This window comes from Devosia sp. 1635, assembly GCF_013185955.1.
Taxonomy (GTDB): Bacteria; Pseudomonadota; Alphaproteobacteria; order Rhizobiales; family Devosiaceae; genus Devosia.
The window spans coordinates 477,246-502,452 of record NZ_JABAOM010000002.1; the positions used below are offsets into that span (position 1 = coordinate 477,246).

At 62.6% G+C, this 25,207-nt stretch carries 32 protein-coding genes; 22 read left to right on the forward strand and 10 right to left on the reverse strand.

The features are described 5' to 3' along the window. The first annotated feature begins 73 nt into the window (after nucleotides 1-73). From HRU92_RS09185 to HRU92_RS09210, 6 genes are all read left to right on the forward strand, one after another. Nucleotides 74-853, forward strand: coding sequence for an SDR family oxidoreductase (locus HRU92_RS09185; protein WP_172123796.1), 780 nt, complete (start codon nucleotides 74-76; stop codon nucleotides 851-853). Beyond that, nucleotides 850-2,745 carry an excinuclease ABC subunit UvrC gene (uvrC, locus tag HRU92_RS09190; protein WP_172123798.1) on the forward strand — a complete coding sequence of 632 codons (1,896 nt, stop codon included), beginning with the start codon at nucleotides 850-852 and terminating at the stop codon, nucleotides 2,743-2,745. The genes HRU92_RS09185 and uvrC overlap by 4 nt, the downstream gene beginning before the upstream one ends. 247 nt (nucleotides 2,746-2,992) lie before the next feature. Further along, entirely contained in the window at nucleotides 2,993-4,066 is a 1,074-nt protein-coding gene (locus HRU92_RS09195; protein WP_172123800.1) for a 3-deoxy-7-phosphoheptulonate synthase, read from the forward strand. 98 nt (nucleotides 4,067-4,164) lie between these two features. Continuing rightward, nucleotides 4,165-4,731, forward strand: coding sequence for a CDP-diacylglycerol--glycerol-3-phosphate 3-phosphatidyltransferase (gene pgsA / locus HRU92_RS09200; protein WP_172123802.1), 567 nt, complete (start codon nucleotides 4,165-4,167; stop codon nucleotides 4,729-4,731). Next, nucleotides 4,728-4,979, forward strand: coding sequence for a MoaD/ThiS family protein (locus tag HRU92_RS09205; protein ID WP_172123804.1), 252 nt, complete (start codon nucleotides 4,728-4,730; stop codon nucleotides 4,977-4,979). Before pgsA ends, HRU92_RS09205 begins: the two co-directional genes overlap by 4 nt. A 1-nt stretch (nucleotide 4,980) precedes the next feature. Then, a complete protein-coding gene (locus tag HRU92_RS09210) occupies nucleotides 4,981-5,436 on the forward strand; it encodes a molybdenum cofactor biosynthesis protein MoaE (RefSeq protein WP_172123806.1) in 456 nt (151 codons plus the stop codon). 42 nt (nucleotides 5,437-5,478) lie between these two features. Here the strand turns inward: HRU92_RS09210 and HRU92_RS09215 are convergent, their stop codons facing one another. Next, on the reverse strand, nucleotides 5,479-6,369 hold the full coding sequence (locus HRU92_RS09215) for a branched-chain amino acid aminotransferase (protein ID WP_172123808.1): 891 nt from the start codon (nucleotides 6,367-6,369) through the stop codon (nucleotides 5,479-5,481). Nucleotides 6,370-6,590: 221 nt separating this feature from the next. Between HRU92_RS09215 and HRU92_RS09220 the strand changes: the two genes are divergently transcribed. After that, nucleotides 6,591-7,028 (forward strand): MarR family transcriptional regulator, encoded by a 438-nt coding sequence (locus HRU92_RS09220; protein ID WP_172125080.1) that lies wholly within the window; start codon nucleotides 6,591-6,593, stop codon nucleotides 7,026-7,028. Between the two features lie 18 nt (nucleotides 7,029-7,046). Here HRU92_RS09220 and proC read toward each other — a convergent pair whose 3' ends face one another. The 3 genes from proC to HRU92_RS09235 form a co-directional block, all read right to left on the reverse strand. Then, nucleotides 7,047-7,871 (reverse strand): pyrroline-5-carboxylate reductase, encoded by an 825-nt coding sequence (proC, locus tag HRU92_RS09225; RefSeq protein WP_172123810.1) that lies wholly within the window; start codon nucleotides 7,869-7,871, stop codon nucleotides 7,047-7,049. Continuing rightward, nucleotides 7,868-8,368: a YbjN domain-containing protein gene (locus HRU92_RS09230; protein WP_127753720.1), complete on the reverse strand. Its 501-nt coding sequence runs from the start codon at nucleotides 8,366-8,368 to the stop codon at nucleotides 7,868-7,870. The genes proC and HRU92_RS09230 overlap by 4 nt, the downstream gene beginning before the upstream one ends. 288 nt (nucleotides 8,369-8,656) lie before the next feature. Continuing rightward, on the reverse strand, nucleotides 8,657-8,917 hold the full coding sequence (locus tag HRU92_RS09235; RefSeq protein WP_172123812.1) for an accessory factor UbiK family protein: 261 nt from the start codon (nucleotides 8,915-8,917) through the stop codon (nucleotides 8,657-8,659). Nucleotides 8,918-9,006: 89 nt separating this feature from the next. Between HRU92_RS09235 and lgt the strand changes: the two genes are divergently transcribed. The 6 genes from lgt to pth all read left to right on the forward strand — a co-directional run bounded on the left by lgt (nucleotide 9,007) and on the right by pth (nucleotide 14,450). Further along, the gene (gene lgt / locus HRU92_RS09240; protein WP_248307097.1) at nucleotides 9,007-9,852 is read left to right on the forward strand and encodes a prolipoprotein diacylglyceryl transferase; all 846 of its coding nucleotides are present in this window, start codon (nucleotides 9,007-9,009) and stop codon (nucleotides 9,850-9,852) included. Continuing rightward, nucleotides 9,842-10,924, forward strand: a complete 1,083-nt coding sequence (locus HRU92_RS09245) for an SAM-dependent methyltransferase (RefSeq protein WP_172123814.1) — start codon at nucleotides 9,842-9,844, stop codon at nucleotides 10,922-10,924. The genes lgt and HRU92_RS09245 overlap by 11 nt, the downstream gene beginning before the upstream one ends. Then, complete coding sequence (pgeF, locus tag HRU92_RS09250) at nucleotides 10,921-11,688, forward strand: peptidoglycan editing factor PgeF (RefSeq protein ID WP_173088066.1); 768 nt, start codon at nucleotides 10,921-10,923, stop codon at nucleotides 11,686-11,688. The genes HRU92_RS09245 and pgeF overlap by 4 nt, the downstream gene beginning before the upstream one ends. A gap of 116 nt (nucleotides 11,689-11,804) precedes the next feature. Further along, nucleotides 11,805-12,737, forward strand: a complete 933-nt coding sequence (locus HRU92_RS09255) for a ribose-phosphate pyrophosphokinase (protein ID WP_127753724.1) — start codon at nucleotides 11,805-11,807, stop codon at nucleotides 12,735-12,737. A gap of 307 nt (nucleotides 12,738-13,044) precedes the next feature. Further along, on the forward strand, nucleotides 13,045-13,665 hold the full coding sequence (locus HRU92_RS09260; RefSeq protein WP_127753725.1) for a 50S ribosomal protein L25/general stress protein Ctc: 621 nt from the start codon (nucleotides 13,045-13,047) through the stop codon (nucleotides 13,663-13,665). Between the two features lie 71 nt (nucleotides 13,666-13,736). Continuing rightward, the gene (pth, locus tag HRU92_RS09265) at nucleotides 13,737-14,450 is read left to right on the forward strand and encodes an aminoacyl-tRNA hydrolase (RefSeq protein ID WP_173088068.1); all 714 of its coding nucleotides are present in this window, start codon (nucleotides 13,737-13,739) and stop codon (nucleotides 14,448-14,450) included. 13 nt (nucleotides 14,451-14,463) lie between these two features. Here pth and HRU92_RS09270 read toward each other — a convergent pair whose 3' ends face one another. Beyond that, nucleotides 14,464-15,156 carry an alpha/beta fold hydrolase gene (locus HRU92_RS09270; protein WP_173088070.1) on the reverse strand — a complete coding sequence of 231 codons (693 nt, stop codon included), beginning with the start codon at nucleotides 15,154-15,156 and terminating at the stop codon, nucleotides 14,464-14,466. Nucleotides 15,157-15,304: 148 nt separating this feature from the next. On the opposite strand from HRU92_RS09270, the gene ychF reads away from it, so the two are divergent. The 7 genes from ychF to HRU92_RS09305 all read left to right on the forward strand — a co-directional run bounded on the left by ychF (nucleotide 15,305) and on the right by HRU92_RS09305 (nucleotide 20,053). Continuing rightward, nucleotides 15,305-16,402 carry a redox-regulated ATPase YchF gene (gene ychF / locus HRU92_RS09275; RefSeq protein ID WP_173088072.1) on the forward strand — a complete coding sequence of 366 codons (1,098 nt, stop codon included), beginning with the start codon at nucleotides 15,305-15,307 and terminating at the stop codon, nucleotides 16,400-16,402. A gap of 125 nt (nucleotides 16,403-16,527) precedes the next feature. After that, entirely contained in the window at nucleotides 16,528-17,007 is a 480-nt protein-coding gene (locus tag HRU92_RS09280) for a MaoC/PaaZ C-terminal domain-containing protein (protein WP_173088075.1), read from the forward strand. Next, a complete protein-coding gene (locus HRU92_RS09285) occupies nucleotides 17,004-17,561 on the forward strand; it encodes a MaoC/PaaZ C-terminal domain-containing protein (protein WP_173088077.1) in 558 nt (185 codons plus the stop codon). The genes HRU92_RS09280 and HRU92_RS09285 overlap by 4 nt, the downstream gene beginning before the upstream one ends. A gap of 31 nt (nucleotides 17,562-17,592) precedes the next feature. After that, nucleotides 17,593-17,937: a hypothetical protein gene (locus HRU92_RS09290; RefSeq protein WP_172123826.1), complete on the forward strand. Its 345-nt coding sequence runs from the start codon at nucleotides 17,593-17,595 to the stop codon at nucleotides 17,935-17,937. A 145-nt stretch (nucleotides 17,938-18,082) separates the two neighbouring features. Then, complete coding sequence (locus tag HRU92_RS09295) at nucleotides 18,083-19,102, forward strand: TerC family protein (RefSeq protein WP_127753731.1); 1,020 nt, start codon at nucleotides 18,083-18,085, stop codon at nucleotides 19,100-19,102. A gap of 92 nt (nucleotides 19,103-19,194) precedes the next feature. Further along, nucleotides 19,195-19,587, forward strand: a complete 393-nt coding sequence (locus HRU92_RS09300; protein WP_172123828.1) for a VOC family protein — start codon at nucleotides 19,195-19,197, stop codon at nucleotides 19,585-19,587. Nucleotides 19,588-19,654: 67 nt separating this feature from the next. Then, entirely contained in the window at nucleotides 19,655-20,053 is a 399-nt protein-coding gene (locus tag HRU92_RS09305; RefSeq protein WP_172123830.1) for an aldehyde-activating protein, read from the forward strand. On the opposite strand, the gene HRU92_RS09310 is transcribed toward HRU92_RS09305, so the two are convergent. The 5 genes from HRU92_RS09310 to petA all read right to left on the reverse strand — a co-directional run bounded on the left by HRU92_RS09310 (nucleotide 20,054) and on the right by petA (nucleotide 23,604). After that, nucleotides 20,054-20,587: an adenine phosphoribosyltransferase gene (locus HRU92_RS09310; RefSeq protein WP_172123832.1), complete on the reverse strand. Its 534-nt coding sequence runs from the start codon at nucleotides 20,585-20,587 to the stop codon at nucleotides 20,054-20,056. It abuts the gene before it with no gap. Between the two features lie 24 nt (nucleotides 20,588-20,611). Beyond that, a complete protein-coding gene (locus HRU92_RS09315) occupies nucleotides 20,612-20,806 on the reverse strand; it encodes a hypothetical protein (protein ID WP_127753735.1) in 195 nt (64 codons plus the stop codon). Between the two features lie 139 nt (nucleotides 20,807-20,945). Beyond that, nucleotides 20,946-21,797 carry a cytochrome c1 gene (locus tag HRU92_RS09320; RefSeq protein WP_127753736.1) on the reverse strand — a complete coding sequence of 284 codons (852 nt, stop codon included), beginning with the start codon at nucleotides 21,795-21,797 and terminating at the stop codon, nucleotides 20,946-20,948. Between the two features lie 17 nt (nucleotides 21,798-21,814). Beyond that, nucleotides 21,815-23,065, reverse strand: a complete 1,251-nt coding sequence (locus HRU92_RS09325) for a cytochrome b/b6 (protein WP_127753737.1) — start codon at nucleotides 23,063-23,065, stop codon at nucleotides 21,815-21,817. Between the two features lie 14 nt (nucleotides 23,066-23,079). Further along, complete coding sequence (gene petA, locus HRU92_RS09330; RefSeq protein WP_127753738.1) at nucleotides 23,080-23,604, reverse strand: ubiquinol-cytochrome c reductase iron-sulfur subunit; 525 nt, start codon at nucleotides 23,602-23,604, stop codon at nucleotides 23,080-23,082. Nucleotides 23,605-23,808: 204 nt separating this feature from the next. On the opposite strand from petA, the gene HRU92_RS09335 reads away from it, so the two are divergent. Together HRU92_RS09335 and hemF are read left to right on the forward strand one after the other, a co-directional pair. After that, complete coding sequence (locus HRU92_RS09335) at nucleotides 23,809-24,312, forward strand: tRNA (cytidine(34)-2'-O)-methyltransferase (RefSeq protein ID WP_248305104.1); 504 nt, start codon at nucleotides 23,809-23,811, stop codon at nucleotides 24,310-24,312. Then, nucleotides 24,309-25,202, forward strand: coding sequence for an oxygen-dependent coproporphyrinogen oxidase (gene hemF / locus HRU92_RS09340; protein WP_172123834.1), 894 nt, complete (start codon nucleotides 24,309-24,311; stop codon nucleotides 25,200-25,202). The genes HRU92_RS09335 and hemF overlap by 4 nt, the downstream gene beginning before the upstream one ends. Nucleotides 25,203-25,207 lie beyond the last annotated feature (5 nt).

A 25,207-nucleotide genomic window follows, 5' to 3' on the forward strand; every position in this document is an offset into this window, starting at 1 on the left:
CCATGTTCTTGTGTGGTTGAAGCAGGCGGCAGAAGCGGCCTATGGTCCCTTCCCGTCCCCTAGCCCAGCACTTATGAAGAATCACTCAGTTTTGCCGCCCTCTCCTCCTGTCGCCCTGGTGACCGGCGCCAGCGATCGCATCGGCGCTGCAATTGCCCGCGTGCTGGTGCAGGCAAACCACAAGGTTGTGGTTCACTATCGCTCGGGCGCACAAAAGGCGGAGCAACTCTGCCGCGAGCTCAACCGCACCGGCTCGGCCATTGCCGTTAAGGCCGATCTGGCCGTGCGCACCGAACGCGCCAACCTTGTTGCAGCCGCAACTGCCGCCTTTGGTCCGCTCACGGTGCTGGTCAACAATGCTTCGGTGTTCGAGCCCGACAGTGCGCGTGACGTAGACGAAGCCCTGTGGGACACCCATTTCGCCCTGCACGCCGAAGCGCCGGTGTTTCTGGCCCGTGACTTTGCCGCGCAACTGCCCGAGGGCACTCGCGGCAACATCGTCAACATCGTCGACGAGCGGGTGCTGCACCCCTCACCTGCCTATTTCAGCTACACCCTGTCCAAGGCCGTACTGTGGACGGCAACCCGCACCCTGGCGCAGACCTTCGCGCCAACTATCCGCGTCAATGCGGTCGGTCCTGGCCCCGTCATGCCTCATGCCGGGCAGAGCGCGGAAGAGTTCGCGCGAGAGATCGCGAACCTGCCGCTGCAGGCGCATGCCGGCGCTCAAGGCATCGCCGATGCCGTACTCACCTTGCTCAACAACCCGTCCATGACCGGCCAGATGCTGTTGCTCGATGGTGGCGAGCATCTCCAATTTCTGCCCCGAAACGCTGCTACGCCCCGAAGATGACCGACGACACCCCAACCGGCGCCCCGCAGGCATGCGGCCCCGAAGTGATCCGTGCCTTTGTGCGCACCCTCCCGGCCGCGCCTGGCGTTTACCGCATGCTCGATTCGAGCGGCGAGGTGATCTATGTCGGCAAGGCGCGCAGCCTCAAGGCACGAGTCTCTAACTATACCCGACCTGAGGCCCTGCCGGTGCGCATCCAGCGCATGGTGGCGGCAACCTGCTCGATGGAGTTCGTGCGCACCGAGACCGAGAGCGAGGCCCTGCTGCTTGAGGCCAACCTCATCAAGCGGCTCAAGCCCCGGTTCAACGTGCTGCTGCGCGACGACAAGAGCTTCCCCTATATCCTCATTGCCACCGACCACGAGGCGCCCGAGCTGATGAAGCACCGCGGCACCCGGCGGCGCCAGGGGCACTATTTCGGCCCCTTTGCTTCGGTGACTGCCGTCAACCGCACCATCGCAAGCCTGCAAAAGGCGTTTCTGCTGCGCAACTGCTCCGACAGCTTTTACGCCGCCCGGACTCGCCCATGCCTCATGCACCAGATCAAGCGCTGCTCGGGGCCATGCACGCGCGAGATCTCCCTAGCCGACTATGGCGAGCTCGTGCACGAGGCCAAGGAGTTCCTCAGCGGCCGCTCGCAAAGCGTCCGCGATCATCTGCAAAAGGACATGAATGAGGCCGCCGAAGCGCTTGATTTCGAACGGGCGGCATTGCTGCGCGATCGCCTCTCGGCTTTGGCGCTGATCCAGTCGCAAGGCGATGCCACCGCCAAGAGCGTCGAGGAAGCCGACGTCTTTGCCATCCACCACGAGGGCGGCCAGTTCTGCGTTCAGGTGTTCTTTTTCCGCGCCTTCCAGAACTGGGGCAATCACGCATTCCGCCCCCGCGCCGACGCCAGCATGTCCGATGCCGAGGTGCTCGAAGCCTTTGTCAGCCAGTTCTACGAGTCACGGACGCCGCCCAAGCTGGTGCTGCTGAGCCACGAGCTCAGCGAACCCCAGCTCATGGAAGAGGCCCTGTCCTCTCGCGCCGACTACCGGGTCCGCGTGCAGACGCCACAGCGCGGCGAAAAACGCGACCTCGTCAATCACGCCCTCAACAATGCCCGCGAGGCACTTGGTCGCCAACTGGCGGAGGGCGCCACCAACCGCACCTTGCTTGAAGGTGTTGGCGAGATCTTTGGCCTCCAGGAAGTGCCGCGCCGCATCGAGGTCTACGACAACTCCCACATCTCGGGCACCAATGCCGTAGGCGCCATGATCGTGGCGGGCGAAGAGGGCTTTTCCAAAAAGCACTACCGTACCTACAACATCCGCTCCACCGACATCACCCCCGGCGACGATTTCGGCATGATGCGCGAAGTTCTCACCCGCCGCTTCAGCCGGCTTGCCGCCGAAAGCCCCGACGACGCGGAGGACGAAGCGACCGGCATGCCCGATTGGCCCGATGTCGTATTCATTGACGGTGGTGCCGGCCAGCTTAATGCGGTGCGCGAGGTCATCGCCAAGCTGAACCTGCCCAAGGACGTGACCTTTATCGGCATTGCCAAGGGCGAGGAGCGCGATGCCGGCCGCGAAAAATTCTTCATGGAAGGCCGGGATGCCTTCATGCTCCCTCACCGCGATCCGGTGCTGTATTATGTGCAGCGCCTGCGCGACGAAGCCCACCGCTTCGCCATCGGTACTCACCGGGCCCGCCGCAAGAAGGACGTGGTCAAGAACCCCCTCGACGAGATCGAGGGTATCGGGCCCACCCGCAAGCGGGCCCTGCTCAATCATTTCGGTTCAGCCAAGGCGGTGGGCCGGGCTTCCTTGCAGGACTTGGCAGCAGTGCCGGGAATCTCCGATCAAATGGCGCAGATGATCTACGACCATTTCAACCGCGTGGAGTGAGAGCTCCGGGATGCAGCCTTAGCCATAAGACTGAGCTCAAGGCCCTCGACTCCTCCCGAAACCCGCGCTAAGCTTTCGGTCATGATCAGCGCCGCCACCTTCTCGTTTTGGTATTTTAGCTATCCGCTCCCGGCGGAGGCTACCGCGCGCTTGCACTGATCCCGACACGATCCAGTCAAACCCGAAGCCAGCCGCCCCCAACAGGCGGCTTTTTTGTTGGCCGCCTTCCCCTACCGAGGACCAACAATTGCTCAAATCAACTGACGACCTGCGCATCACTGCCATCGCCGAGATTGCGACCCCCATCGAGGTGATGCGCCAGCATCCCCGTACCGATGCCGCCACCCGCACCGTGCTGAGCGCCCGCCACCAATTCAGCAACATCCTCAAGGGCAGCGATGACCGCCTCGCCGTTGTCGTTGGCCCCTGCTCCATCCACGATCCTCTGGCCGCCATGGACTACGCGCGCAGGCTGGCGGCGCTGCGGGACCAGCTCGGCGATCGCCTGCAGCTGATCATGCGCGTCTACTTCGAAAAGCCCCGCACCACCGTGGGCTGGAAGGGTCTCATCAACGATCCCAATCTCGATGGCTCCTTCGACATCGATACCGGCCTGCGCACCGCCCGCAACCTTTTGCTCGAGATCAACAATCTCGGGCTCCCGGCGGCGTGCGAATTCCTCGACATGACCACCCCGCAATACATCGCTGACCTTGTGTCCTGGGCGGCCATCGGCGCCCGCACCACCGAGTCGCAGATCCATCGCGAACTCGCCTCTGGCCTGTCCTGCCCAGTAGGGTTCAAGAATGGCACCGATGGCAACACCAAGATCGCCTTCGACGCGGTCAGTTCCGCCCGCGAACCCCACCACTTCCTGGCCGTCACCAAGTCGGGCCGCTCCGCCGTCGCCACCACCACCGGCAATCCGGACTGCCACATCATCCTTCGTGGCGGCAAAGCGCCGAACTATGACGCCGCCAGCGTGGCACTCGCCGCCGACCAGGCCGGCAAGTCCGGCCTGCCGGCGACCATCATGATCGATGCCAGTCACGCCAACTCGTCCAAGAAGCCCGAAAAGCAGCCCGAAGTGCTGCGCGATGTCGGCCTGCAGGTCGCCAGCGGTGATCGCCGCATCATCGGCGTCATGGTCGAATCCAACCTGGTTTCCGGCCGTCAGGACCTCGTGCCCGGCCAGGACCTCGTTTATGGCCAGTCGATCACTGATGGCTGCATAGATTGGGACACGACGGTCGCCGCACTCAGCCATCTGGCCGATGCTGTCACCGCTCGCCGCCACGCGACCAACCAGCAGGTCGCCTGAACCTGCCGCGCTGCGCCCGGGGCCACAGGGCCGCAACTGCATCAACTGGACGCGCCTCGACTCTTGACCGGTCGGGCGCCTTCCTGTCTTGTTCGCCCATGGCCAAGTCCCAGATCACCTCCATCCCGAACCTCATCACCATCGCGCGCATCTTTGCGATCGTGCCGATCGCCTGGCTGGTGATGACCGGCGACCAAAACTTGCGTGCCGTGGCACTGGTGCTATTCATCGTTGCGGCGGCCAGCGACTGGGTGGATGGCTATCTCGCCCGCAAGTGGCAGCAGGTCTCGCCCCTCGGGCGCATGCTCGATCCCATCGCCGACAAGATGCTGGTCGGCATCATGATCGCCGTGCTCGCCTGGGATGGCAGCTTTTCGGGGTGGGACATGATCCCGGTGATCGCCATCCTCTTTCGCGAGTTCTTCATCTCAGGGCTGCGCGAGTTTCTCGGTAATGTGAAGGTCGTCCTCCCCGTTAGCCAGCTCGCCAAGTGGAAAACCACCGTGCAGCTAGTCGCCCTGACCTTGGTGCTGCTGGAGCGTCTCGTGCCTGGCCTTGGCCTGATCAGCGACCTCCTGCTCTGGCTCGCCGGCATCCTGACCCTCTGGACCGGCCTGCAGTATTTCCGCGCCAGCTGGCTGCATCTGTCGGGCGAAGCGCCGTGAAGATCCTTTATTTCGCCTGGCTGCGCGAGCGCCTCAATCGCAGCGAAGACGATGTCACCTTGCCGCCCGAGGTTGAGACCGCGGCCGATGTGCTGGCCTGGCTGGCCCAGCAGGACGAGGCGCTGGCACTCGCTCTTGAAAAACCCGAGCAGTTCAAGGTTTCACGCGACGCTCATATCATCGCCCATGATGCGTCCATTCTCGGTGCCAGCACAGTGGCGATCCTCCCGCCCATGACCGGCGGCTGAAATGTCCGTACGCATCACCGACCAGCCTTTTGATCCCGGCTTGCTCAGCAATGCCTTTTTGGCCGGTGACAATGGCGCTGGAGCCGCGGTGACCTTTACCGGCATTGTCCGCTCCACCCCCGAGCACCCCATCACCGCGCTCATTCTCGAATGCTATCCCGAACTGGCGGAAAACGAGATCAGCGCCATCCTGGAGCGCGCCAAACAGCGCTTCGCCCTCACCGCCGCCTCCGTGCTGCACCGCTATGGCCGCCTCGTGCCGGGCGAGCCGATCATGCAGGTGATGACGCTGGCGCCGCATCGGCAGGCCGCCTTCGATGGCGCTCAATATCTGATGGACTATCTCAAGACCGACGCACCCTTCTGGAAGCAGGAAGAAACACCTGCGGGCACACGCTGGGTCGAAGCCAAGCCGGCCGACGACGCCGCGCGCGAGCGCTGGCTGGCAGACCGGTAACAAAAAGGCCGGGCATGATACCCGGCCTCCAATTCTCACTACTTATTCGGCGGCAGCCCGCTTGGGCTGCACTTCGGCGCCATAAGCGTCGATCAAGGTGCGGCAGCCCTGCCCCGGCGTAAACCGGAACTCGCCGATCTGCGACACGGGCGTCACTTCCGCGGCCGTGCCAGTGAGGAAGCACTCGTCGAACTGGCTCAGCTCCTCGGGCATGATGTGCCGCTCGGTCACGGTGTAGCCATTGCGCTTGGCCAGATCGATCAGGGTCTGGCGGGTGATGCCGTTGAGGAAACAGTCGGGCGTTGGAGTGGTGATTTCCTGGCCCTTGATGAAGAACACATTGGCGCCGGTCGCCTCGGCCACATAGCCGCGATAGTCCAGCATCAGCGCATCGGCATAGCCATTGGCCATCGCCGCGTCCTTGGACAGCGTGCAGATCATGTAGAGACCCGCCGCCTTTGCCGAAGACGGGATGGTCTCGGGCGACGGACGCTTCCACTTGCTCCACTCAAGGCGAATGCCCTTGAGCTTTTCTTCCACCGAAAAATAGCTCGGCCACACCCAGGCAGCGATCGCCAGATGCACAGTGTTGTTACGCGCCGGCACGCTCAGCTCTTCCGAGCCGCGCCAGGCGACGGGACGGACATAGGCGTCGACCAGGCCATTGCGCTCGAGCACGAGGCGCTTGGCTGCCTCGATCTGGTCGGCAGAATAAGGAATGGTGAAGTCCAGCGTCTTGCCGGAGCGGATCAAGCGCTCTGTATGCTCGCGCGACTTGAAGATCTCGCCGCCATAAGCGCGCTCGCCCTCAAATACCGAGCTGGCGTAATGCAAGCCATGGGTCAGGACGTGGATCTTCGCGTCCTTCCACGGCACCATTTCACCATCAAACCAAATCCAGCCATCGCGCTGGTCCATGGGCAAGCCTGCCATGATCCTCTCCAAAATCGTTTATTGATCGGTGCTGCATCCTAGGCAGACCCGCCTGGCCGGGGATCATGCCCGAGGCCCATACCCTTGGCAAACGGCAAAGGCTTTGGGATAAGAATGATCGGCGGTCGATAAGGAAGACAATGTCAGCGCAGCAGAGAAATGTCAACATAGCTGACATAAACTTGGGCGACCAAGGCCCCCCTGATCTGCCCCTCGACATCATGGGCCTGTTCTTCTTCGCCTATCGGGATTTCACCGGCGACGCCGACGCCTTGCTCGAGCGGCAGGGCTTCGGCCGGGCCCATCACCGCGTGCTGTATTTCGTTAATCTCAAGCCCGGCATGCCGGTCGCCGACCTGCTCGATATCCTCAAGATCACCAAGCAAAGCCTTGCCCGCGTGCTGCGCCAGCTGATCGACAATGGCTATATCGAACAGGAAACCGGCCAAACCGATCGCCGCCAGCGCCTGCTCTTTGCCACCGACAAGGGGCGCGAACTGTTCGCCAGCCTCTCGGCGAGCCAAGCCAGCCGCATCGAGGCTGCCATCAGCAGCCTGCCCGCAGAAGCGGGCAATATCGTGCGTCAGTTTCTCGCCGGCATGGTCGAGCCCAATGACCGGCCCGTGCTCGACGGGCTCAAGCTCACCGAAAAACTCTGAGATACGAGAGAGAGCCCTTTAGGTGCGCCCGAGTTCCTCTGAACGCTGCCGCGCCGCCGCAACCGCCCGCCCCACCAGCGGCGTCAACCCGTCCGGCGCCATCAGCACGGCCAAAGCTTCTGCCGTCACGCCCTTGGGCGAGGTCACATTCTCGCGCAACACGCTTGCCGGCGCCGGATCCGCCTCCAGCAGCGCCGCAGCACCGATCACTGTCTGCCGCGCCAGTTGCATCGCGATGGCTAGGGGCAAGCCCTGCTCTTCCCCAGCCACTGCCAAGGCTTCAACCAGGTTGAATACATAGGCAGGACCCGATCCCGACACTGCCGTCAGGGCATCAATATCGCCCTCCCGCTCGAGCCAGACCACCTTGCCCGAAGCGCGCAGCAGCGCATCGACCGAAGCTTTGTCCGCCGCACTGACCTCGGGGCCCGCAACGGCACCGGTGATGCCTTTGCCAACCTGCGCCGGGGTGTTCGGCATGCAGCGAACCACGCGACCAGTTTGCAGGGCTGCCGTCAGCTGCGCCAGCTGGATACCGGCCACTATCGAAAGTACCACCGTATGCGAACCCACCACGGGCAGCAGGCTTTCCATCACGGGACCCACAACCTGCGGCTTGACGGCAAGCACCAGCACATTGGGTTGCAGCCCAACCGCCTCGGCGTTGATCGGCAATTCATAATCCTGCGCCAGCTCCTTTGCGGCTTCGCTCGGCGAAGGATCCACCAGCACCAGATTGTGGGGCGGCAGACCAGCCTCGAGCCACCCGCGCGCGAGGGCCAGGCCCATCTTGCCCGCGCCGATCAGCATCACCGGGCCGATAGTCTGAAGGGCTGCACTCATGCTTCACCTACCGTTTCGAACATCACATGGCTCAGGGCATCGGCAGCGGTTTTGCCGGCCCAGACGACGAACTGGAAAGCCTGATAATACAGATCGCAGGCATCGGTTGCCGAACGCAGCAGCGCCTCGCATTGCTGGGGTGACACCTCGGCGCCCCCGGTCAGAAGGTGCGAATTGCGAAACAGCACCACCCCTTCCCGGTTCCAGCTGTCGAAATGTCCAATCCAGAGCTGCTCATTGATGAGGGCAATCAGCTGCTTGATCTCGTTCCGCCGCCCTTCAGGCACTTTGAGATCGAACGCGCTCGCGACATGGAGCGACTCGAGGTCTTCCATCCAGTTGAAGGAAACGTGATAGTCGCACCACCCGCCACGCACCGAGATCGAGATTTCGTCGGCGTCCTGCCGCTCGAAATTCCAGTCGTTGATCGCCGCGATCTGCTCGATGATATCAACGGGGTGGATGGTACGGTCAGCTTCGACCTGAAAAAGCGACATGGCAGCTTGGTCCTGCAACGATGATCGATGCCACGGCCAAAGGCCGCAGGTTCGGGTACGCAAGGGAACTGGCCGCACGCGGGATTGCCTACGAATCGTTCTTAACGAGAACCCTACACGCCATCGGGGATTCCGGGGACGAGGCGGGGCCTCAGAACGGCAATCTCTTGTGGAAGATTGGTGAGCCCGCATTAAGACGGCGTTAACAACGCCTCTGGCCCGGGCAGAAACAGAAAAGGCGCCGCAAACTGCAGCGCCTCCTCAAGGTTGTTGTTGCGATGAGCCTCGTTAGATCACGATCGGGCCCGTATCGGTCTCCCGCAAGGCCGCGATTTCCTTGCGCAAAGCATCGATCTCTTCGCCCTGCACCTGAACCAGTTCGCGCAGCGCGTCGAAATCTTCGCGCTTGACCAAGTCCATATCCGTCACGAAACGCTGGGCTTGACCGCGAACCACCGTTTCCACTTCCCGGCGCACGCCATCGGCAACACCGGCAGCTTCATTCATCACGCGACCCAGATCGTCGAAAATTCTCTTGCCTTGGCTCATCAGGACACCTGTTGGGTTGGCGCCAGCTGGCGCATTTGCCCCAAATGTAGGGGAGCGCTGCCGACTTGACCAGAGCGGGCGAAGCGGCAATGGTCCACGCGACCTCCATGGAGCGCTCATTGCCCTTTCCCAATATCGATCCCATCGCCTTTGCCATCGGCCCCTTTGCCATTCGCTGGTATGCCCTCGCATACCTGTTTGGCGTCGGCCTCGGCGCCGCCTATGGCTATCTTTTGCTGCGCAATACGCGGCTCTGGCCCAATGGCCGCCCGCCCTTCAAGGCCGAGGAGATCTGGGACTTCGCCTTCTGGACCATGCTCGCCATCGTGGTGGGCGGACGTGTCGGTTACGTCCTCTTCTATAACCTGCCGTTCTACCTGCAAAATCCGTTGCAGGCCTTCAACACGCTTGATGGCGGCATGTCCTATCACGGGGGCATGCTGGGCCTGATGCTCGCCGGCATCCTCTTCACGCGCTCCAAGGGCGGCAACTGGCTGTCTGCGCTCGATCTCCTGGGCGCCGTTGCTACCATCGGCATTATGCTCGGGCGCATCGCCAACTTCATCAATGCCGAACTGTATGGCGCACCGACTACCCTGCCCTGGGGCGTCATCTTTCCCACCGATCCGCTGCAAACCCCGCGCCATCCCAGCCAGCTCTATGAAGCGGCGCTCGAAGGCCTGCTCCTCTTCCTCGTGATCCGCTTCGTCACCCACGTCGCCTATGGCCTGCGTCGCCCTGGCCTTACCGCTGGCATCTTTGCCATTGGCTACTCCCTGGCGCGAATTGCCGTAGAATTCGTGCGCCTTCCCGACGAGCAGATCGGCTATCTCTATGGCGGCTGGCTCACCATGGGCCAGGTGCTGAGCCTGCCGATGCTCATTGGCGGCATCATCCTTGTTATCTATGCCTCGCGAGGCCGCCATGTCCGCTGACAAGCCGAGCCTGTCCGAAGTCATCGCCATGCAGATCCGCGAAACCGGTCCCATGTCGGTCGCGACCTATATGGGCCTGTGCCTCACCCATCCGCGCGAAGGCTATTACAAGGGCGCCGATCCGCTGGGTGCCTCCGGCGATTTCATTACCGCCCCCGAGATCAGCCAGATGTTCGGCGAGCTGATCGGGTTCTTCTTCGTCAATCTCTGGCAGCAACTTGGCCAGCCCAAGAGCTTCACCCTGCTTGAGCTCGGTCCCGGCCGCGGCACACTGATGGCCGATATGCTGCGCGTCGCCTGCCGCGCTGAAGGCTTCCGCGACGCTCTCCAGTTGCGCCTGTTTGAAACCAGTCCCGGCCTCATTGCCGAACAGCACCGCCGGCTCGAGCCCTATGAGCCGCAATGGATCAACAGCTTCGACAAGGTCGCGCCCGGGCCGCTCCTCGTGGTCGCCAACGAGTTCTTTGACGCCATGCCGATCCGGCAATTCGTGCGCACCGAACAGGGCTGGAACGAACGCCTGGTCGGGCTTTCCGAGGATAAGCTGGCCTTTGGCCTGTCACCCACTCCTATTCCCCCCACCACCATGCCCGCGGCCCTCGCCGACGCGCCGCCCAATGCCGTATTCGAGGTCGGGTTTGCCGCCGGCGAGGTGATGTCACGCCTCTCCCGCCTCGTGGCAGCGCAAGGCGGCGCCATCCTCGCCATCGACTATGGCTATGGGCGCACCCAAACCGGCGAAACCCTGCAGGGTGTGCGCCGCCATGCCTTTGCCGATGTGCTCGATGCCCCCGGTGAAACCGATCTTTCCGCCCATGTGGATTTCGAAGCCCTGGGCAATGTGGCGCGCAATGCCGGCCTTGCGGTTCAGCCGCTCGCAACGCAGGGCGAATTCCTGTCCCGCCTTGGCATCAACGAGCGCACCCGCGCCCTCAGCGCCGCCAATCCGGGCTCGGCCAAGGACCTGGAAGCGGCCCGCAACCGCCTTGTCGCTCCCGACCAGATGGGTGATCTGTTCAAGGTCTTTTGCGCCGCTAGCCCCGGCCTGCAGCCGCCAGGATTAAGCGCATGAACGTTCCCCACGAACAAAGCCCCGGCCTGATCGCCATTCCCAATGTCCGGCACGCCTTTTTCGGCCGCGAGGGTGGTCTATCGGAAGGGCCGTTCGCCAGCCTCAATCTCTCCGACACCAATGGCGACGATCCCGCTGTGGTGGCCGATAACCGCAAGCTGGTGACGGCCGCCTTGGGCTTTGCCCCCCACCGCCTGGCGCTGCTCAAGCAGACCCATTCCGCCCGCGTGGTGACGATCACCGGGCCCCATTCCGGCCCCCGGGTCGAGGCCGATGCGATGGTCAGCGCCCGTAACGGCATGGCCTTGGGCATTCTCACCGCCGATTGCACGCCCATTCTGCTCGCCGACCCGGTCGCCGGCGTTGTCGGAGCGGCCCATGCCGGTTGGCGCGGCGCCGCCGATAACATCATCAGCGCCACGCTCGAGGCTATGGCGGAACTGGGGGCCGAGCCGGCCCGGATCATCGCCGCCATCGGCTCCACCATCAGCGGTGCCAATTACGAAGTCGGCGAACAGTTCAAGGCCGATTTCCTTGCCCTTCGCCCCGGCAGCGAGCACCGCTTCAGCCAGCCGCCCGAAGGTCAGGCGCATTTTGACCTTCCCGGCTTTGTCGCCGATCAACTGGCCGCCGCGGGCGTCAGCACCATCGATAAGGTCGGGGGCTGCACCTATGCCGATCCAGCCCGCTATTTCTCCCATCGCTACGCCACGCATGCCGGCACCACGACGGGCCGGCAGATCGCCATTATCGGTCTTGGATAAATCTTCTTATCTATCCTACGTTAGGAGCGTTGCTAGTCAGGGCTTCAGCCGTTAATGCTCCGCCCGAAACTGATAGCCCCGCCTTCCCCGGGGTCGTTGAGACAGGATCACCCCATATGAAGCTGGTCACCGGCAACTCCAACCGTGCCCTCGCTGAAGCCGTCGCCTCCTATCTGGAACTGCCTTTGACCGACTGCACGGTCAAGCGGTTCGCCGATAAGGAAGTCTATGTCGAGGTGCATGAAAACGTGCGCGGCGAGGATGCCTTCATCCTGCAGTCGACGAGCTTTCCGGCCAACGACAACCTGATGGAATTGCTGATCCTGACCGATGCTCTGCGCCGCTCATCGGCCCGCCGCATCACCGCGGTTCTCCCCTATTTCGGCTATGCCCGCCAGGACCGAAAATCGGCGCCGCGCACGCCCATCTCGGCCAAGCTCGTGGCCAACCTCATTGCTGGCGCCGGCGTCAATCGCGTCATCACGCTTGATCTGCACGCCGCCCAGATCCAGGGCTTTTTCGACATCCCGACCGACAATCTTTATTCGGCGCCGGTGATGACGCGCGATATCGAACAGAACTACGACACCAACAACCTGATGATCGTGTCGCCCGACGTTGGCGGCGTTGCCCGTGCCCGGGCCATTGCCCAGCGCATCGGCGCCGATCTCGCCATTGTCGACAAGCGCCGCCCCCGCGCCGGCGTGTCGGAAGTGATGAACATCATCGGCGATGTGTCCGGCCATTCCTGCCTCTTGATCGACGACATCGTCGATAGCGGCGGCACCCTGGTGAACGCCGCTGAGGCCCTGATCAAGGCCGGTGCCAAGGAAGTCTCCGCCTACATTACCCATGGCGTGCTGTCCGAAGGCGCTTCCGCCCGTATCGCCGGCTCCAAGCTCAAGGAACTGGTGATCACCGATTCCATCGAACAGACCGAAGCTCAGCGCAATGCCGGCAATATCCGGCGCGTTTCCATTGCCCCCCTCATTGGCGAGGCCATCGCCCGCACCGCCAGCGAACAAAGCGTTTCGAGCCTCTTTGACTGATCCAGTCCCTGCGGACTGCGCCCCCGCCCGCCGGGGGCGCCAATGCTCCACGAGAGCAAAGCCGCCCAAGCCCTTGGGATGACTCGCAGTCGTCCTGCCGAGCACCTGCTGCGCCAGGCCGGCCAGCGCTCCGGCGGTCCGCAAATCCCCGCCAAAACTGACCCGCACGCTGCCGCGCGCCGAGCATTCCCTTGCTCCTCCCCCGGCTTTGGGCTATAGCCTGCCCATGAAGCGCTCGTCACCCCTGGAGGACGGGCGCGTATGCTGTTGTAAGGACGCATACACCAACCCCATGAATGGAAATTCCATGGCTGAGACCAAGGTGCTCAAGGCACAGGCGCGTGAAGGAGTGGGCAAGGGGGCCGCTCGTGAGCTGCGTCGTCAGGGACTCGTTCCCGCTGTTATCTACGGTGACAAACAACCCCCCGTCACTATCTCGCTCGCCTACAAGGACGCGATGAAGCACATCTATGCCGGCGGCTTTCTGAGCCACGTCATCGATCTGGACGTCGACGGCACCGTCCACCGCGTGATCCCGCGCGACTACCAGCTCGATCCGGTCAAGGACTTCGCCCTGCACGTGGATTTCCTCCGCGTCGGTGCCAATTCCAAGCTCCAGGTGGAAGTGCATGTCACCTTCATCAACGAAGAGCAGAGCCCCGGTCTCAAGCGCGGCGGCACCCTCAATGTGGTGCGTCACACTGTTGAAGTGCTGGCTCCCAACGATGCCATCCCCGAAGAGATCGTTGTCGATCTCACCGGCTCGGAAATCGGCGATTCCATCCACATTTCGGCTGTGCAGCTGCCAGCGGGCGTGACCCCGACCATCACCGATCGCGATTTCACCATTGCGACCATCGTTGCTCCTTCGGCGCTGAAGTCGTCTGAAGGCGGCGAGGCCGAGCCCGGCGAAGAAGCCACCGCCTGATCTGCCTGGTGTTCTGTTGCTGAATTTCGAGGCGGCCTCCGGGTCGCCTCGTTTTGTTTCGGGAGTTCCTCATGTACCTGCTGGTCGGCCTCGGCAATCCTGGCAACCAATATGCCGGCAACCGCCACAATATCGGCTTCATGGCCATCGACGCCATCGCGCGGCGCCACAATGCCGGCCCCTGGAAAAGCAAGCATGCCGGCCTGATTTCGGAAGCCACGATCAATGGCGAGCGCGTGTTGCTGCTCAAGCCGCAGACCTTCATGAACAAATCCGGCGACAGCGTGCAGCAGGTCGCCCGCTTCTACAAGATCGACCCCGCCGAGGTCATCGTGCTCTATGACGAACTCGACCTCGCCCCCGGCAAGGTGCGGGTCAAGATCGGTGGCGGCAATGGTGGCCATAACGGGCTCCGCTCAATCGACCCGCAGATTGGCCTCAACTACAAGCGCGTTCGCCTCGGCATCGGCCATCCCGGCTCCAAGGACCTGGTCACCCACCATGTGCTCGGCGATTTCAGCAAGGCCGATGCCACCTGGCTCGAGCCCCTGCTCGATGCCATCGCCGCCAATATCGGCATGCTGCTTGCGGGCGACGACAGCGGTTTCATGAACAAGCTCGCCTTGGCCACGAAGAGCGAGGGAGCCGCCTTGGCTGCGCCCAAGCCAGCCGCCAAGGCCCAGTCCCATATCCGCCAGGCTCGCCCCGCCGAGCCACAAGCCAAGCTGCCCGCCACCGGCCCAATGGCCGGCATGCTCAAGCGCCTGCTAGGCAACAAGGACTAGGCCGCGCTCGGCTTCAGGCCGTAATCCACCGGATCAGCGCCGCATTGACCGCTTCGGGCTGCTCGATCGTGGAGCCATGTCCGCAATCGGGCACCACCACGAGCTCGGCCCCGGCGATCCCTTCGGCAATTTCACGCGCCCGCTCGGGTGGCGTCAGCGGATCGCTATCCCCCACCAGCACCAGCGTCGGCACCGTGATGGCGCCAAGGCTTGGCCGCGAGTCCACCCGCGCAATGATTGCCTCCTGCTGGCGCACCATGCCCTCGAGGCCAACCGCGAGCGCCATGCGCAGGTTCACGGCCCGCAGCTCCGGATCGTCCTGCCGGTCCGGATGCAGTGTTGCGCCGGTGGCTTCAACCACCACTGCTTCGAACTCGCCGGCCTTGGCCCGCGCCAGCCGTTCCCGCCGCACCGCGGTCTGTTCTGGCGTGTCCGGCCGGGCCGACGTGTCGAGCAGGGCGAGCTTGACCACCCGTTCGGGCGCCTGCCGCATGATCTCAAGGCAGATATAGCCGCCCATCGAGATACCGGCCAAGGCAAAGCGCGGCGGCGCTGCGGCAAGGATTGCCGCCGCCATTTCCGCCATCGTGCCGCCCTCCAGCGTCGACCCGATCGTCACCGGTCCATAAGGCCACAAGGCAGTGGCCTGCGCGGCAAAGATCTCCGCCGAACACAGCAGTCCCGGCACGAGCACGATTGGGGTCATTTCACTTCCTTTGCGCCTTCAATCGGAGGCACGCTACATCCCCCTTCCCGCCCCGGGCAAGGCTGCTTCCCGCTCAGATGGGCACGCCTGCATTGACTTCCCCGCCATTCCGACCCAAGTGGGGACCAACAAATTTCCGGAGTTTCCCATGGGTTTCAAGATGGGCATTGTCGGCCTGCCCAATGTCGGCAAGTCGACCCTTTTCAATGCGCTCACGCGCACCGCTGCGGCTGCCGCCGCCAATTTCCCGTTCTGCACCATCGAGCCCAATGTGGGCGACGTCCCCGTGCCCGATGAACGCCTGCAAAAGCTTGCCGCCATCGGCAAGTCCGTCAACGTCCTGCCCGCGCGCATGAGCTTTGTCGATATTGCCGGCCTCGTGAAGGGTGCCTCCAAGGGCGAAGGCCTGGGCAACCAATTCCTGGCCAATATTCGCGAATGCGATGCCATCGCCTATGTGCTGCGTTGCTTTGAAGACGGCAACATCATCCACGTCGCCAACAAGGTCGACCCGCTCGCCGATGCCGAAGTGGTGGAAACCGAGTTGATGCTGGCCGATCTCGAAAGCCTCGAAAAGCGCCGTGCCGGCGTTGAGAAGAAGGCCAAGGGCAATGACAAGGAAGCCAAGACCACGCTCGATCTGATCGACCGCGCGCTGGTGCTGCTGCGCGAGGGCAAGTCGGCCCGCTTTGTCGAGCGCTCCCCCGAGGAAGAAAAGGCCTTCCAGGAACTGCAGCTCCTCACCTCCAAGCCCGTGCTCTATGTGTGCAATGTGGACGAAAGCTCGGCTGAAAGCGGCAACGCCATGAGCAAGGCCGTCGAGGATTACGCCCATGCCAATGGCGCCGGCGTCGTCATCATCTCGGCCGAGATCGAAAGCCAGCTGGCCCAGCTGCCCGATGACGAACAGGCCGAATATTTGGAATCGCTCGGCCTGCATGAGCCCGGCCTCAACCGGCTCATCCGCGAAGCCTATGATCTTCTGGGCCTGCAGACCTATTTCACCGTCGGCCCCAAGGAAACGCGGGCCTGGACCATCCACAAGGGCGACAAGGCCCCTGCGGCCGCCGGCGTCATCCACTCCGATTTTGAACGCGGCTTCATCCGCGCCCAGACCATTGGCTACGAAGACTTCGTCACACTGGGCGGCGAAGTTCCCGCCAAGGAAGCCGGCAAGGCGCGCGACGAAGGCAAGGAATATGTGGTCAAGGACGGCGACGTGATGCTGTTCAAGTTCAACACCTGACCTCGTCTGAACGGCACCGGATCGGGCGAGTACCACTCGCCCGTCCGCCTGCCCTCCCCGCTCGCATCCATCTTGCCCGCCACGTCTGAAGCGTGCACAACCGCCTTGACGTAAGGGGCAACTGCATGACCGAACCGGTAATTACCTCTCCCCGCTTCTGGGAGGATCTGCAGCTCGGCGAAGTGATCGAGCTTGGTCGCACCACCCTAACGCGGGACATGATCACGAGCTTTGCGCGTGAGTTCGACCCCTTCCCGTTTCACCTCGACGAAAGCGCAGCCCAAGCCTCGCTGCTTGGCGGCCTGGCCGCCAGCGGCTGGCAGACTGGCGCGCTATGCCTGCGCATGCTGGGCGATAGCTTCCTTGCCACCACCAACTCCGCGGGAATCGCCAGCGTTCGGGATCTGAAGTGGAAAAATCCGGTCATGGTTGGTGACGATATCGGCGGCACCGCTACCATTGCGGAATTGACGAGTCTGCCGAGCCAACCCGAACTCGGCATCGTGGCTCTAAACTTTGATGTCGGCAATCAAAAGCGCCAGCCGGTGCTGCAGATGCGCCTGTCGCTGCGCGTCGCCACCCGCGCCTTTGGAGTATCGGCATGACGCGCTGGTATGAAGACATCGTCATCGATGAAGCCTTCGATCTGGGCACGCACACTTTCGAGGCCGATGACATCATCCGCTTTGCCAGCCTCTACGATCCGCAGCCCGTGCACACCGATCCGCGCGCGGCCGGGGCAAGTTACCTCAAGGGCCTCGTGGCCAGCGGCTGGCACGTCGCGAGCGTTGGTCATCGCAAAATGGTCGACACCCTCTTTGCCGAGGAAGAGCGCCTGCGGGCCCTCGGGCAGGAGCCTGGAGTGTCCGGCCCCTCCCCCGGCGTCAACAGCATGGATTTCCCCACGCCAGTCCGGCCCGACGATGTGGTCAGCTTTCAGCTTGTCGTCACCGGCAAGCGCCCCTCCAATTCCCTGCCGGGTTGGGGCTTGCTGTTCAACCGGCTGACCGGCACCAATCAGCACGGCGATCTTGTTTATAGCGCCGAACTGGTCGCGTTCTCGAAATTGCGCGATTACCGGATGCCCTGGTGGCAAAAACTGTTGCAGGCACTCACCAACCTCCCGCTCATCGGCCCGCTCATCGCCCGACGCAGTTGAACAGCGCACCGAGGCGATTCACACTAACGCCATGCGCCGAATCACCCTTGCCTCCGCCTTCATCGCCCTGCTCGTTCTGCCCGCTTCAGCGCAAAGCTTTGAGGGCAACTGGAGCTGCCGCGACGAGACCGGCGGCAAGGCGGGCATTCTGACCATCTATGGTGCGGTCTATGGCTTTGCTTCCACAGCCCTTGCGGATGCAGCTTCGGGAACCGGCAGCATCACCGGCTACCAGGACGGGGTGGGCTTCAACGACGGAGGCCTCAAGTCGGCGCGCGGCATTCAGGCCGGCCGAGTCGTGCCCGACCATACCCGTGGCACTGTGATCCAGCTCGAAACAAACGACGCCGTCGTCATGCTCTGCTCTCCCCGCTGAATTAACTTGGCGGCATCCTGCCGCACCGGGTTGAACTTTTCGCCGCATTTGCGCATTCTTGCTGTGCGGCGCCGGGCCCCTCTGGTCATAGTTCACTATGGCGATGTCGGAGCTGCTCCAATGTTCACATGGAGATGGTCCGGCGATGGAATCGCTTCTTGCCGCCCTTTCGGGCGATTTTTTGGGTACCCCCGTTTATTTTTGGGCCGCGTTTATCACGGTCGTTATCGCATTGCTGGTGTTCGACCTTGGCATTCTGCACAAAGACGAACACGAAATTTCTGCGCGCGAAAGCCTGACGCTTTACGGCTTCTACGTCGCTATCGCGCTCGCCTTTGGCGGCTGGGTCTGGTGGGCCCGCGGCGCCGAAGCCGGGCTTGAATTCTATACGGGCTATTTGATCGAGCAGAGCCTGGCGATGGACAACATGTTCGTCATCGCCACGATCTTCGGTTTTCTTGGCATTCCCCGCCTCTACCAGCACCGCGTGCTGTTCTGGGGCATTCTGGGCGTGATCGCCTTCCGCGCCATTCTGATCGGCCTTGGCGCTGCTTTGGTGCACTCCTTCAGTTGGATTCTGTTCGGCTTCGGCGCCTTCCTGATCTTCACCGGCTTCCGGATGTTCAAGCATCAGGATGAAACGCCCGACATCGAGCACAACCCGATATTTCGCTTCCTGCGCAAGCACTTCCGCATCACCGACCGCCTGCATGGCCGTGCCTTCACCGTGCGTGAGCCAGACCCCAAGACGGGTAAGGTAGTGATGTTCCTGACCCCGCTGGCCGTGGCGCTGATCATGGTGGAAGCGGTCGACCTGATCTTTGCCGTGGACTCCGTGCCCGCCGTCTTTGCCGTGACCCAGGACACCTTTATCGTCTACACCTCCAACATCTTCGCCATCCTTGGCCTGCGCGCGCTCTACTTCGCCCTGGCCGCTGCCATGAACCGGTTCCGCTACCTGCAGACGGCCCTGGCGATTGTGCTGGTGCTGGTGGGTATCAAGATCTTCCTCGTCCCCCTCGAGATCAAGATCGACACCCTGCTCTCGCTAGTCGTGACCGTTGGTATCCTGGCCGGTGGCGTGCTCTTCTCCTTGTGGAAGACCCGCAACGAGCCCGATATCAGCGCTGAAGAGGCCCCCAAAACCGGTCAGCTGGAGCCCTAACCGGCCCCGCCTGACGCCCCTTGGAGCACCCCTGCCTAGTCTTGCCGCAATTCCTTTCTAAGCAATGCGGGAATTGGAACAGGAGATCGGGCATGGGTGCCATCCACGAGATCGTCTTTGACTGCGAACAGCCAACCGAGCTCGCCCAGTTCTGGGTCAATCTGCTGGACGGCTACACACTGCGCCAACAAGACGAGGCGGAACTTGCCCGCCTCGCCGCCCTGGGTCTGGCTCCCGATGCCGGCCAGATGGTTATGCTCGACGGCCCCGGACCCAGCATCTGCTTTCAGAACATCGACGGCCGCCGGCCCGACAACAACCGCGTTCACTTCGATATCGTCGCCTCAGATCGCCCCAGCGAAGTGGACAAGCTGACCCAGGCCGGCGCTGAGATTGTGCGCGTGCTACCCACTTGCACCATTCTGCGCGACCCCGAGGGCAACCAGTTCTGCCTCCTCGACAACCGGCAATCCATCGCGGCCTGAGACCTGCTGACAGGCTCTGTCATCCCTTGCTGGCAGGTTGCTCCCACAACCCTCAGGGAGAACCACCATGACACTTGTTGCAACCTGCCACTGCGGCTCCACCCGGATCGAGATGCTGCAAGCCCCCACCGAAGCCCATGAGTGCAATTGCACCTTGTGCAATCGCGTGGGCGCCGTCTGGGCCAGCTTTGCCCCTGAAGAGGTTCGCATCACCGCGACTAACGATCAGGTCTACTCGGCCAGCGAAGGGGTGAACCTGCATCATTTCTGTGCCAAGTGCGGCGGCAACACGCACAGCGACTGCCCGGACTGGGGCTCACTCTACAACCTTGACGGCACGCTCAAGCCCGGCATGACCGACGCCATCCCTGCCAACCGGATCATCACCGTCAACTTGCGCATGATCCCCGACTTCGACCCGAGCTCCCTGCCCGTTTCCCAGGTGGATGGCCGCAATAACTGGTAGTCAGTGGCCGCTGAACGCCATCAGCGAATAAATCTCGACCTGCTCGTGACGCAGCTTTTCGGCGCCGCCAAGGTCGGGCAGGTCGATGGCAAAGGCCGCATGGTCGCAGATGGCACCCGTGCGCCGCAGCAGCCCCACAGCCGCCAAGGCCGTCCCACCGGTGGCGATCAAGTCGTCCACCAGCAGCACCTTGTGCACGTCGGTCAGCACGTCGGCGTGGATCTCGATCGTGTCGACCCCATATTCCAGCACATAGTTCTGGCCGATGGTCTGGCCCGGCAGCTTGCCGCGCTTTCGAATCGGCACGAAACCCACGCCGAGCGCGATCGCCACCCCTGCCCCGAATATAAAGCCGCGCGCCTCTATTCCCGCCACATGGGTAATGCCGAGGTCGCGATGGGCCGCAGCAATACGCTCGATGCTTTCTCTGAACCCTTCGGGGTGCTCGATCAGCGTTGTGATATCGCGGAACAGGATCCCCTTCTTGGGGTAGTCCGGAATGGTGCGAACCAGCGATTGCAGGTCAAGCGGCATGAAACACTCGCAATATTGGGAAGCTTAGCGCAGCCGGCGCCGAACGATCATCCGTGCCACCACTCCGGCCTGGTAGGCGGCACCTCGGGTAACGGTCACGGCTGCATCGCGCGCCTTGGGATTGTTGGCCACCGCCCGCATGCCCGCCCGCACCACGGGATGGCGGCTGGCGGCCACGGCTGCACTCACCACGGTAACGGCAATGCGGATCGCGGACATGACGGCTCCTCGGCGAAGATTCGAGACCCATAATGCGGTCTCGCGCGAGAATAACAAGGGGATAGGCCCGAACTGGGGCATGGCGTGAAAAAAGGGTCCCGTAGGACCCTTCAACTCAACGCAGTTCGGCGGCGAGCACTCAGTGCTCGACGCTCTTCCAGATGCGGTTCTTGGTGAACCACAGCAGGCCCGCGAACACGAACAGGAACAGCAGAACCACAAAGCCGGTCTGCTTGCGCGCCACAAGGCCAGGTTCGGCCAGCCACATCATGAACGCACTCACATCCTGCGAGTACTGCTCGACTGTCTGTGGAACAGTCTGGCCGTCTTCACCGGGTTCATAGGTGATCTGGTCGTCCGCCAGGGGCGGTGCCATGCCGATGGCGTGCCCTGGGAAGTACTCGTTGTAGTACTTGCCTTCCGGTAGCTCGAAGCCTTCAGGTGGTTCGACATAGCCGTTGAGCAGCGCGTGGATATAATCCGGGCCGCCTTCAGCGTAACCGGTAAAGTAGTTGAAGATCCAGGTGGGGAACGGATCGCTGACGCCACGTGCCTTGGCCAGAACGGAGAAGTCCGGCGGCACGGAGCCGCCGTTGGCATCGCGAGCTTCCTGATCGGAGGCAAAAGGCGCCGGCCACCGGTCTGCTGGTACGGCCGGCCGAACGCCGCCCTCGGCTGCCGGATCGGCAACCTCATATTCGGCCGCCAGCGCCTTGACCTGTTCTTCCGAGAAGTGCGGGCCACCGGGCTCGGCCAGATTGCGGAAAGCAAGCAGATTGGCGCTGTGGCAGTTGGCACAAACTTCCCGGAACACCTGGAAGCCGCGCTGCAGCTGGTTCTGGTCATAGGTGCCGAAAATGCCGGCGAAGCTCCAGTCCTGCCGCTCGATATGCGGAGTGGCGTGGGTATCGGCTTCCTGGGCGACAGTCGGGACTGCGATCAGAGCGGCCGACACTGCTGCGGCGGAGATGAGTGTCTTGATATTGAACATTGACCTGATCCCAACCGTCACGGCAGTGCCTTGCCCAGTACGCTTTCCGAGATGCTGGTCGGCAAGGGCCGGGGCTTCTCGAACATCGGCAGGAAGGGCAACACAACAAGGAAGTAGAAGAAGTAGTAGAACGTCGTGATCTTGGCGAGCACCACATAGATGCCTTCAGCCGGCGCCGCGCCCAGATAGGCCAGAGCCAGGAAGTTGATGATGAACAGCCAGTAGAACCACTTGAACAGCGGGCGGAAGGTGCCCGAGCGAACCGGCGACCGATCGAGCCACGGCACGAACAGCAGGATCACGATGGAGCCGGCAAAGAAGATGACGCCGCCAAGACGCGAGTCGATGAACAGGATGTTGAAGTCGATGGCGCGCAGGATCGCGTAGAAGGGCAGGAAGTACCATTCGGGAACGATATGCGCCGGCGTCACCTGGCTGTTGGCCATGACATAGTTGTCGGGGTGGCCAAGGATATCGGGAATGAAGAACACGAACCACGCGAAAGGAATGGCGAAGACCACGACCGCGAACAGGTCCTTCATCGTGTAGTACGGATGGAAAGGCACGGTATCGCGGCTCGACTTCACATCGACCCCGGTCGGGTTGTTGTTGCCCGGCACGTGCAGCGCCCAGATGTGGAGCGCAACGAGTGCTGCGACCACGAATGGCAGCAGGTAATGCAAGGAGAAGAAGCGGTTCAGCGTCGGATTGTCGACAGCAAAGCCGCCACGCAGCAGCTCCAGGATCGGGTTACCGACAATCGGAATCGCGGCAAAGATATTGGTGATAACGGTAGCAGCCCAGAAGCTCATCTGGCCCCATGGCAGCACATAGCCCATGAAGGCCGTTGCCATCACCATGATGAAGATCAGCACGCCGATGATGTACAGGATCTCGCGCGGAGCCTTGTAGGACCCGAAATACAGGTTGCGGCCCATATGGATGTAGAGGGCGGCAAAGAACATCGAGGCGCCTACGGCGTGGGTGGCCTGGATGATGCGCCCGCCATTCACGTCACGGCGGATATGCTCAACCGAGTTGAATGCCATGGCGATGTTTGGGGTGTAGTGCATCGCCAGAATGATGCCGGTGACGATTTGCACCACCAGCATGATCGCCAGAATGGCCCCAAAGGTCCAGAAATAGTTGAGATTCTTGGGCGTCGGAAAGTCCATCAGGTGCTCTTTGGCAAACCTGACAACGGGCAACCGCTCGTCGAGCCACTTTTCTACGCCGGTACCCGGCTGGTAAGTTGAATGTTCTGACATCGGCGAAGCCCCCACTAACCGATCTGGACCAGCGTATCGCTGACGAAATTATAAGGCGGCAGCACCAGGTTCTTTGGTGCGGGACCTTTGCGAATACGTCCGGCCGTATCGTAGTGCGAGCCATGGCACGGGCAGAACCAGCCATCGAAGTCGCCGGACTGACCCACCGGCACGCAACCGAGATGGGTGCAGTTCGCGATCATGATCAGCCACTGCTCGTGGCCTTCCTGGGTGCGCTGCTCGTCCGTCTCGGGATCCTTGAGGTCTGCCAGCGGCACAGCGCGGGCTTCCTCGATCTCGGCCGGAGTGCGATGACGCACAAACACCGGCAGGCCGCGCCACATGATGGTGACCGCCTGGCCTTCTTCGATGCCGGTAAGGTTGAATTCGATGCTGGCCAGCGCCAACGTAGACGCATCCGGGTTCAGCTGATTGATCAGCGGCCAGGCCACGGCAGCGGCGCCTACAGCCCCTACGGCCCCGGTTGCCACAAACAGGAAATCCCGTCGCGTGGATGAATGTTCAGCTTGCGTAGCCAAGGTCACGATCCCCGTACAATACACTTCGACGCGGCCGGCAAGCGCAGCCAGCTCCCACCTACGCAGAATCGGCCGCCGTCCGCCCTCAAGCGGCCCGTCAGGTGCGCTCTTTTTGCACTGTCCCCGGCGCTTGTCCAGAGCGCGCGGGAATGAACGAGGCTGGCTGCGACACTATACCCGGCGCCTTTCGCCAGCTATTGGACTATGCCTGCGCGCTCCCTTGCCACGATCAAGCTCATGCCGGTCGATCTCGCCCTTTATCAACCCGATATCGCCAACAACACCGGCACCCTGATCCGGCTCTGCGCCTGCGTGGGCACGACCATCCACATCATCCATCCCACCGGCTTCCCCTTTTCACCAAAGAACCTGGCCCGTGCGGGGCTCGACTATGTGGATCGCGCCAGCGTAGTGGAGCATACCGGGTTCAGCCAGTTCGATGCCTGGCGGCAATCGGCCGGGCGCCGCTTGGTGCTGCTTACGACCAAGGCCACGACTTCCGCCTATGCTGCGAGCTACCAAGAGAACGACATTCTGCTGATGGGCCGCGAAAGCGCTGGCGTACCTGATGCGGTCGCCGAAATCGCGGATCTCAAGATTCGCATTCCGATGCAGCCCGGTTTGCGCTCGATCAATGTCGCCGTCGCGGCAGCGCTTATTCTGGGGGAAGCCAAACGACAAACTGACGGGTGGACGAGCCTGCAATGACGGTACATATCCCAAGCATGAATATCCCAGACGATATCGAGACCAAGAAAACCCGCGCCACCACCTGGTTCCGGCAGCTGCGGGATCGCATTTGCGCCGAGTTCGAGGCCATCGAGCGCAAACATCAAGGCAGCCATGCTCACCTGCCCGCCGGTCAGTTCGAGCGCTCGCCCTGGGATCGCGCGGCAGGCGGGGGCGGCGAAATGTCGATGCTCCATGGCCGCGTGTTCGAAAAGGCTGGCGTGCATATCTCGACCGTGCACGGCAATTTCTCGGGGGATTTTGCCAAGCAGATCCCCGGCACCGAGGAAGGCGCGAGCTTTTGGAGCTCGGGCATTTCCCTCATCGTGCACCCCTGGAGCCCTCATGTTCCGGCCGTGCATATGAACACGCGCATGATCGTAACCGGCAAGCAGTGGTTCGGCGGCGGTGCTGACCTCACCCCGGTGCTCGACCGCCGGCGCACCCAGACCGATCCGGACAGCGTTGATTTCCACGCCGCCATGCGCGCTGCCTGCGAAAATCGGCCGGGCGTCGACTATGCCAGACTCAAGCAATGGTGCGACGAGTACTTCTTCCTGCCCCACCGCAATGAACATCGTGGCGTCGGCGGCATCTTCTATGACCACCACAATACCGGTGACTGGGAAGCCGACTTCGCCTTCACCCAAGCCGTGGGCGAGGCCTTCCTCGACATCTACCCCCGTCTGGTGCGCCGCAATTTCGAACAGGCCTGGACCGAAGCCGACCGCCATGAGCAGCTGGTGCGTCGCGGCCGCTATGTCGAGTTCAACCTGCTTTACGACCGCGGCACTACCTTCGGCCTCAAGACCGGCGGCAATGTGAATTCGATTCTATCGTCCATGCCGCCCGAAGTGCGCTTCCCCTGACCCAT

What these genes read in the sequence shown, in the direction of transcription:
- HRU92_RS09295 (WP_127753731.1), top strand. Translation starts at nt 18,083, where the DNA reads ATGGAATCGCTTCTTGCCGCCCTTTCGGGCGATTTTTTGGGTACCCCC.
- pth (WP_173088068.1), top strand. Translation starts at nt 13,737, where the DNA reads ATGTACCTGCTGGTCGGCCTCGGCAATCCTGGCAACCAATATGCCGGC.
- HRU92_RS09185 (WP_172123796.1), top strand. Translation starts at nt 74, where the DNA reads ATGAAGAATCACTCAGTTTTGCCGCCCTCTCCTCCTGTCGCCCTGGTG.
- HRU92_RS09320 (WP_127753736.1), bottom strand. Translation starts at nt 21,797, where the DNA reads ATGTTCAATATCAAGACACTCATCTCCGCCGCAGCAGTGTCGGCCGCT.
- HRU92_RS09290 (WP_172123826.1), top strand. Translation starts at nt 17,593, where the DNA reads ATGCGCCGAATCACCCTTGCCTCCGCCTTCATCGCCCTGCTCGTTCTG.
- HRU92_RS09285 (WP_173088077.1), top strand. Translation starts at nt 17,004, where the DNA reads ATGACGCGCTGGTATGAAGACATCGTCATCGATGAAGCCTTCGATCTG.
- HRU92_RS09305 (WP_172123830.1), top strand. Translation starts at nt 19,655, where the DNA reads ATGACACTTGTTGCAACCTGCCACTGCGGCTCCACCCGGATCGAGATG.
- HRU92_RS09280 (WP_173088075.1), top strand. Translation starts at nt 16,528, where the DNA reads ATGACCGAACCGGTAATTACCTCTCCCCGCTTCTGGGAGGATCTGCAG.
- HRU92_RS09210 (WP_172123806.1), top strand. Translation starts at nt 4,981, where the DNA reads ATGTCCGTACGCATCACCGACCAGCCTTTTGATCCCGGCTTGCTCAGC.
- hemF (WP_172123834.1), top strand. Translation starts at nt 24,309, where the DNA reads ATGACGGTACATATCCCAAGCATGAATATCCCAGACGATATCGAGACC.
- ychF (WP_173088072.1), top strand. Translation starts at nt 15,305, where the DNA reads ATGGGTTTCAAGATGGGCATTGTCGGCCTGCCCAATGTCGGCAAGTCG.
- HRU92_RS09325 (WP_127753737.1), bottom strand. Translation starts at nt 23,065, where the DNA reads ATGTCAGAACATTCAACTTACCAGCCGGGTACCGGCGTAGAAAAGTGG.
- HRU92_RS09245 (WP_172123814.1), top strand. Translation starts at nt 9,842, where the DNA reads ATGTCCGCTGACAAGCCGAGCCTGTCCGAAGTCATCGCCATGCAGATC.
- HRU92_RS09310 (WP_172123832.1), bottom strand. Translation starts at nt 20,587, where the DNA reads ATGCCGCTTGACCTGCAATCGCTGGTTCGCACCATTCCGGACTACCCC.
- HRU92_RS09300 (WP_172123828.1), top strand. Translation starts at nt 19,195, where the DNA reads ATGGGTGCCATCCACGAGATCGTCTTTGACTGCGAACAGCCAACCGAG.
- HRU92_RS09220 (WP_172125080.1), top strand. Translation starts at nt 6,591, where the DNA reads ATGGGCCTGTTCTTCTTCGCCTATCGGGATTTCACCGGCGACGCCGAC.
- uvrC (WP_172123798.1), top strand. Translation starts at nt 850, where the DNA reads ATGACCGACGACACCCCAACCGGCGCCCCGCAGGCATGCGGCCCCGAA.
- HRU92_RS09235 (WP_172123812.1), bottom strand. Translation starts at nt 8,917, where the DNA reads ATGAGCCAAGGCAAGAGAATTTTCGACGATCTGGGTCGCGTGATGAAT.
- HRU92_RS09215 (WP_172123808.1), bottom strand. Translation starts at nt 6,369, where the DNA reads ATGGCAGGCTTGCCCATGGACCAGCGCGATGGCTGGATTTGGTTTGAT.
- proC (WP_172123810.1), bottom strand. Translation starts at nt 7,871, where the DNA reads ATGAGTGCAGCCCTTCAGACTATCGGCCCGGTGATGCTGATCGGCGCG.
- HRU92_RS09335 (WP_248305104.1), top strand. Translation starts at nt 23,809, where the DNA reads ATGCCTGCGCGCTCCCTTGCCACGATCAAGCTCATGCCGGTCGATCTC.
- HRU92_RS09315 (WP_127753735.1), bottom strand. Translation starts at nt 20,806, where the DNA reads ATGTCCGCGATCCGCATTGCCGTTACCGTGGTGAGTGCAGCCGTGGCC.
- HRU92_RS09255 (WP_127753724.1), top strand. Translation starts at nt 11,805, where the DNA reads ATGAAGCTGGTCACCGGCAACTCCAACCGTGCCCTCGCTGAAGCCGTC.
- HRU92_RS09230 (WP_127753720.1), bottom strand. Translation starts at nt 8,368, where the DNA reads ATGTCGCTTTTTCAGGTCGAAGCTGACCGTACCATCCACCCCGTTGAT.
- lgt (WP_248307097.1), top strand. Translation starts at nt 9,007, where the DNA reads ATGGTCCACGCGACCTCCATGGAGCGCTCATTGCCCTTTCCCAATATC.
- pgsA (WP_172123802.1), top strand. Translation starts at nt 4,165, where the DNA reads ATGGCCAAGTCCCAGATCACCTCCATCCCGAACCTCATCACCATCGCG.
- HRU92_RS09260 (WP_127753725.1), top strand. Translation starts at nt 13,045, where the DNA reads ATGGCTGAGACCAAGGTGCTCAAGGCACAGGCGCGTGAAGGAGTGGGC.
- HRU92_RS09270 (WP_173088070.1), bottom strand. Translation starts at nt 15,156, where the DNA reads ATGACCCCAATCGTGCTCGTGCCGGGACTGCTGTGTTCGGCGGAGATC.
- pgeF (WP_173088066.1), top strand. Translation starts at nt 10,921, where the DNA reads ATGAACGTTCCCCACGAACAAAGCCCCGGCCTGATCGCCATTCCCAAT.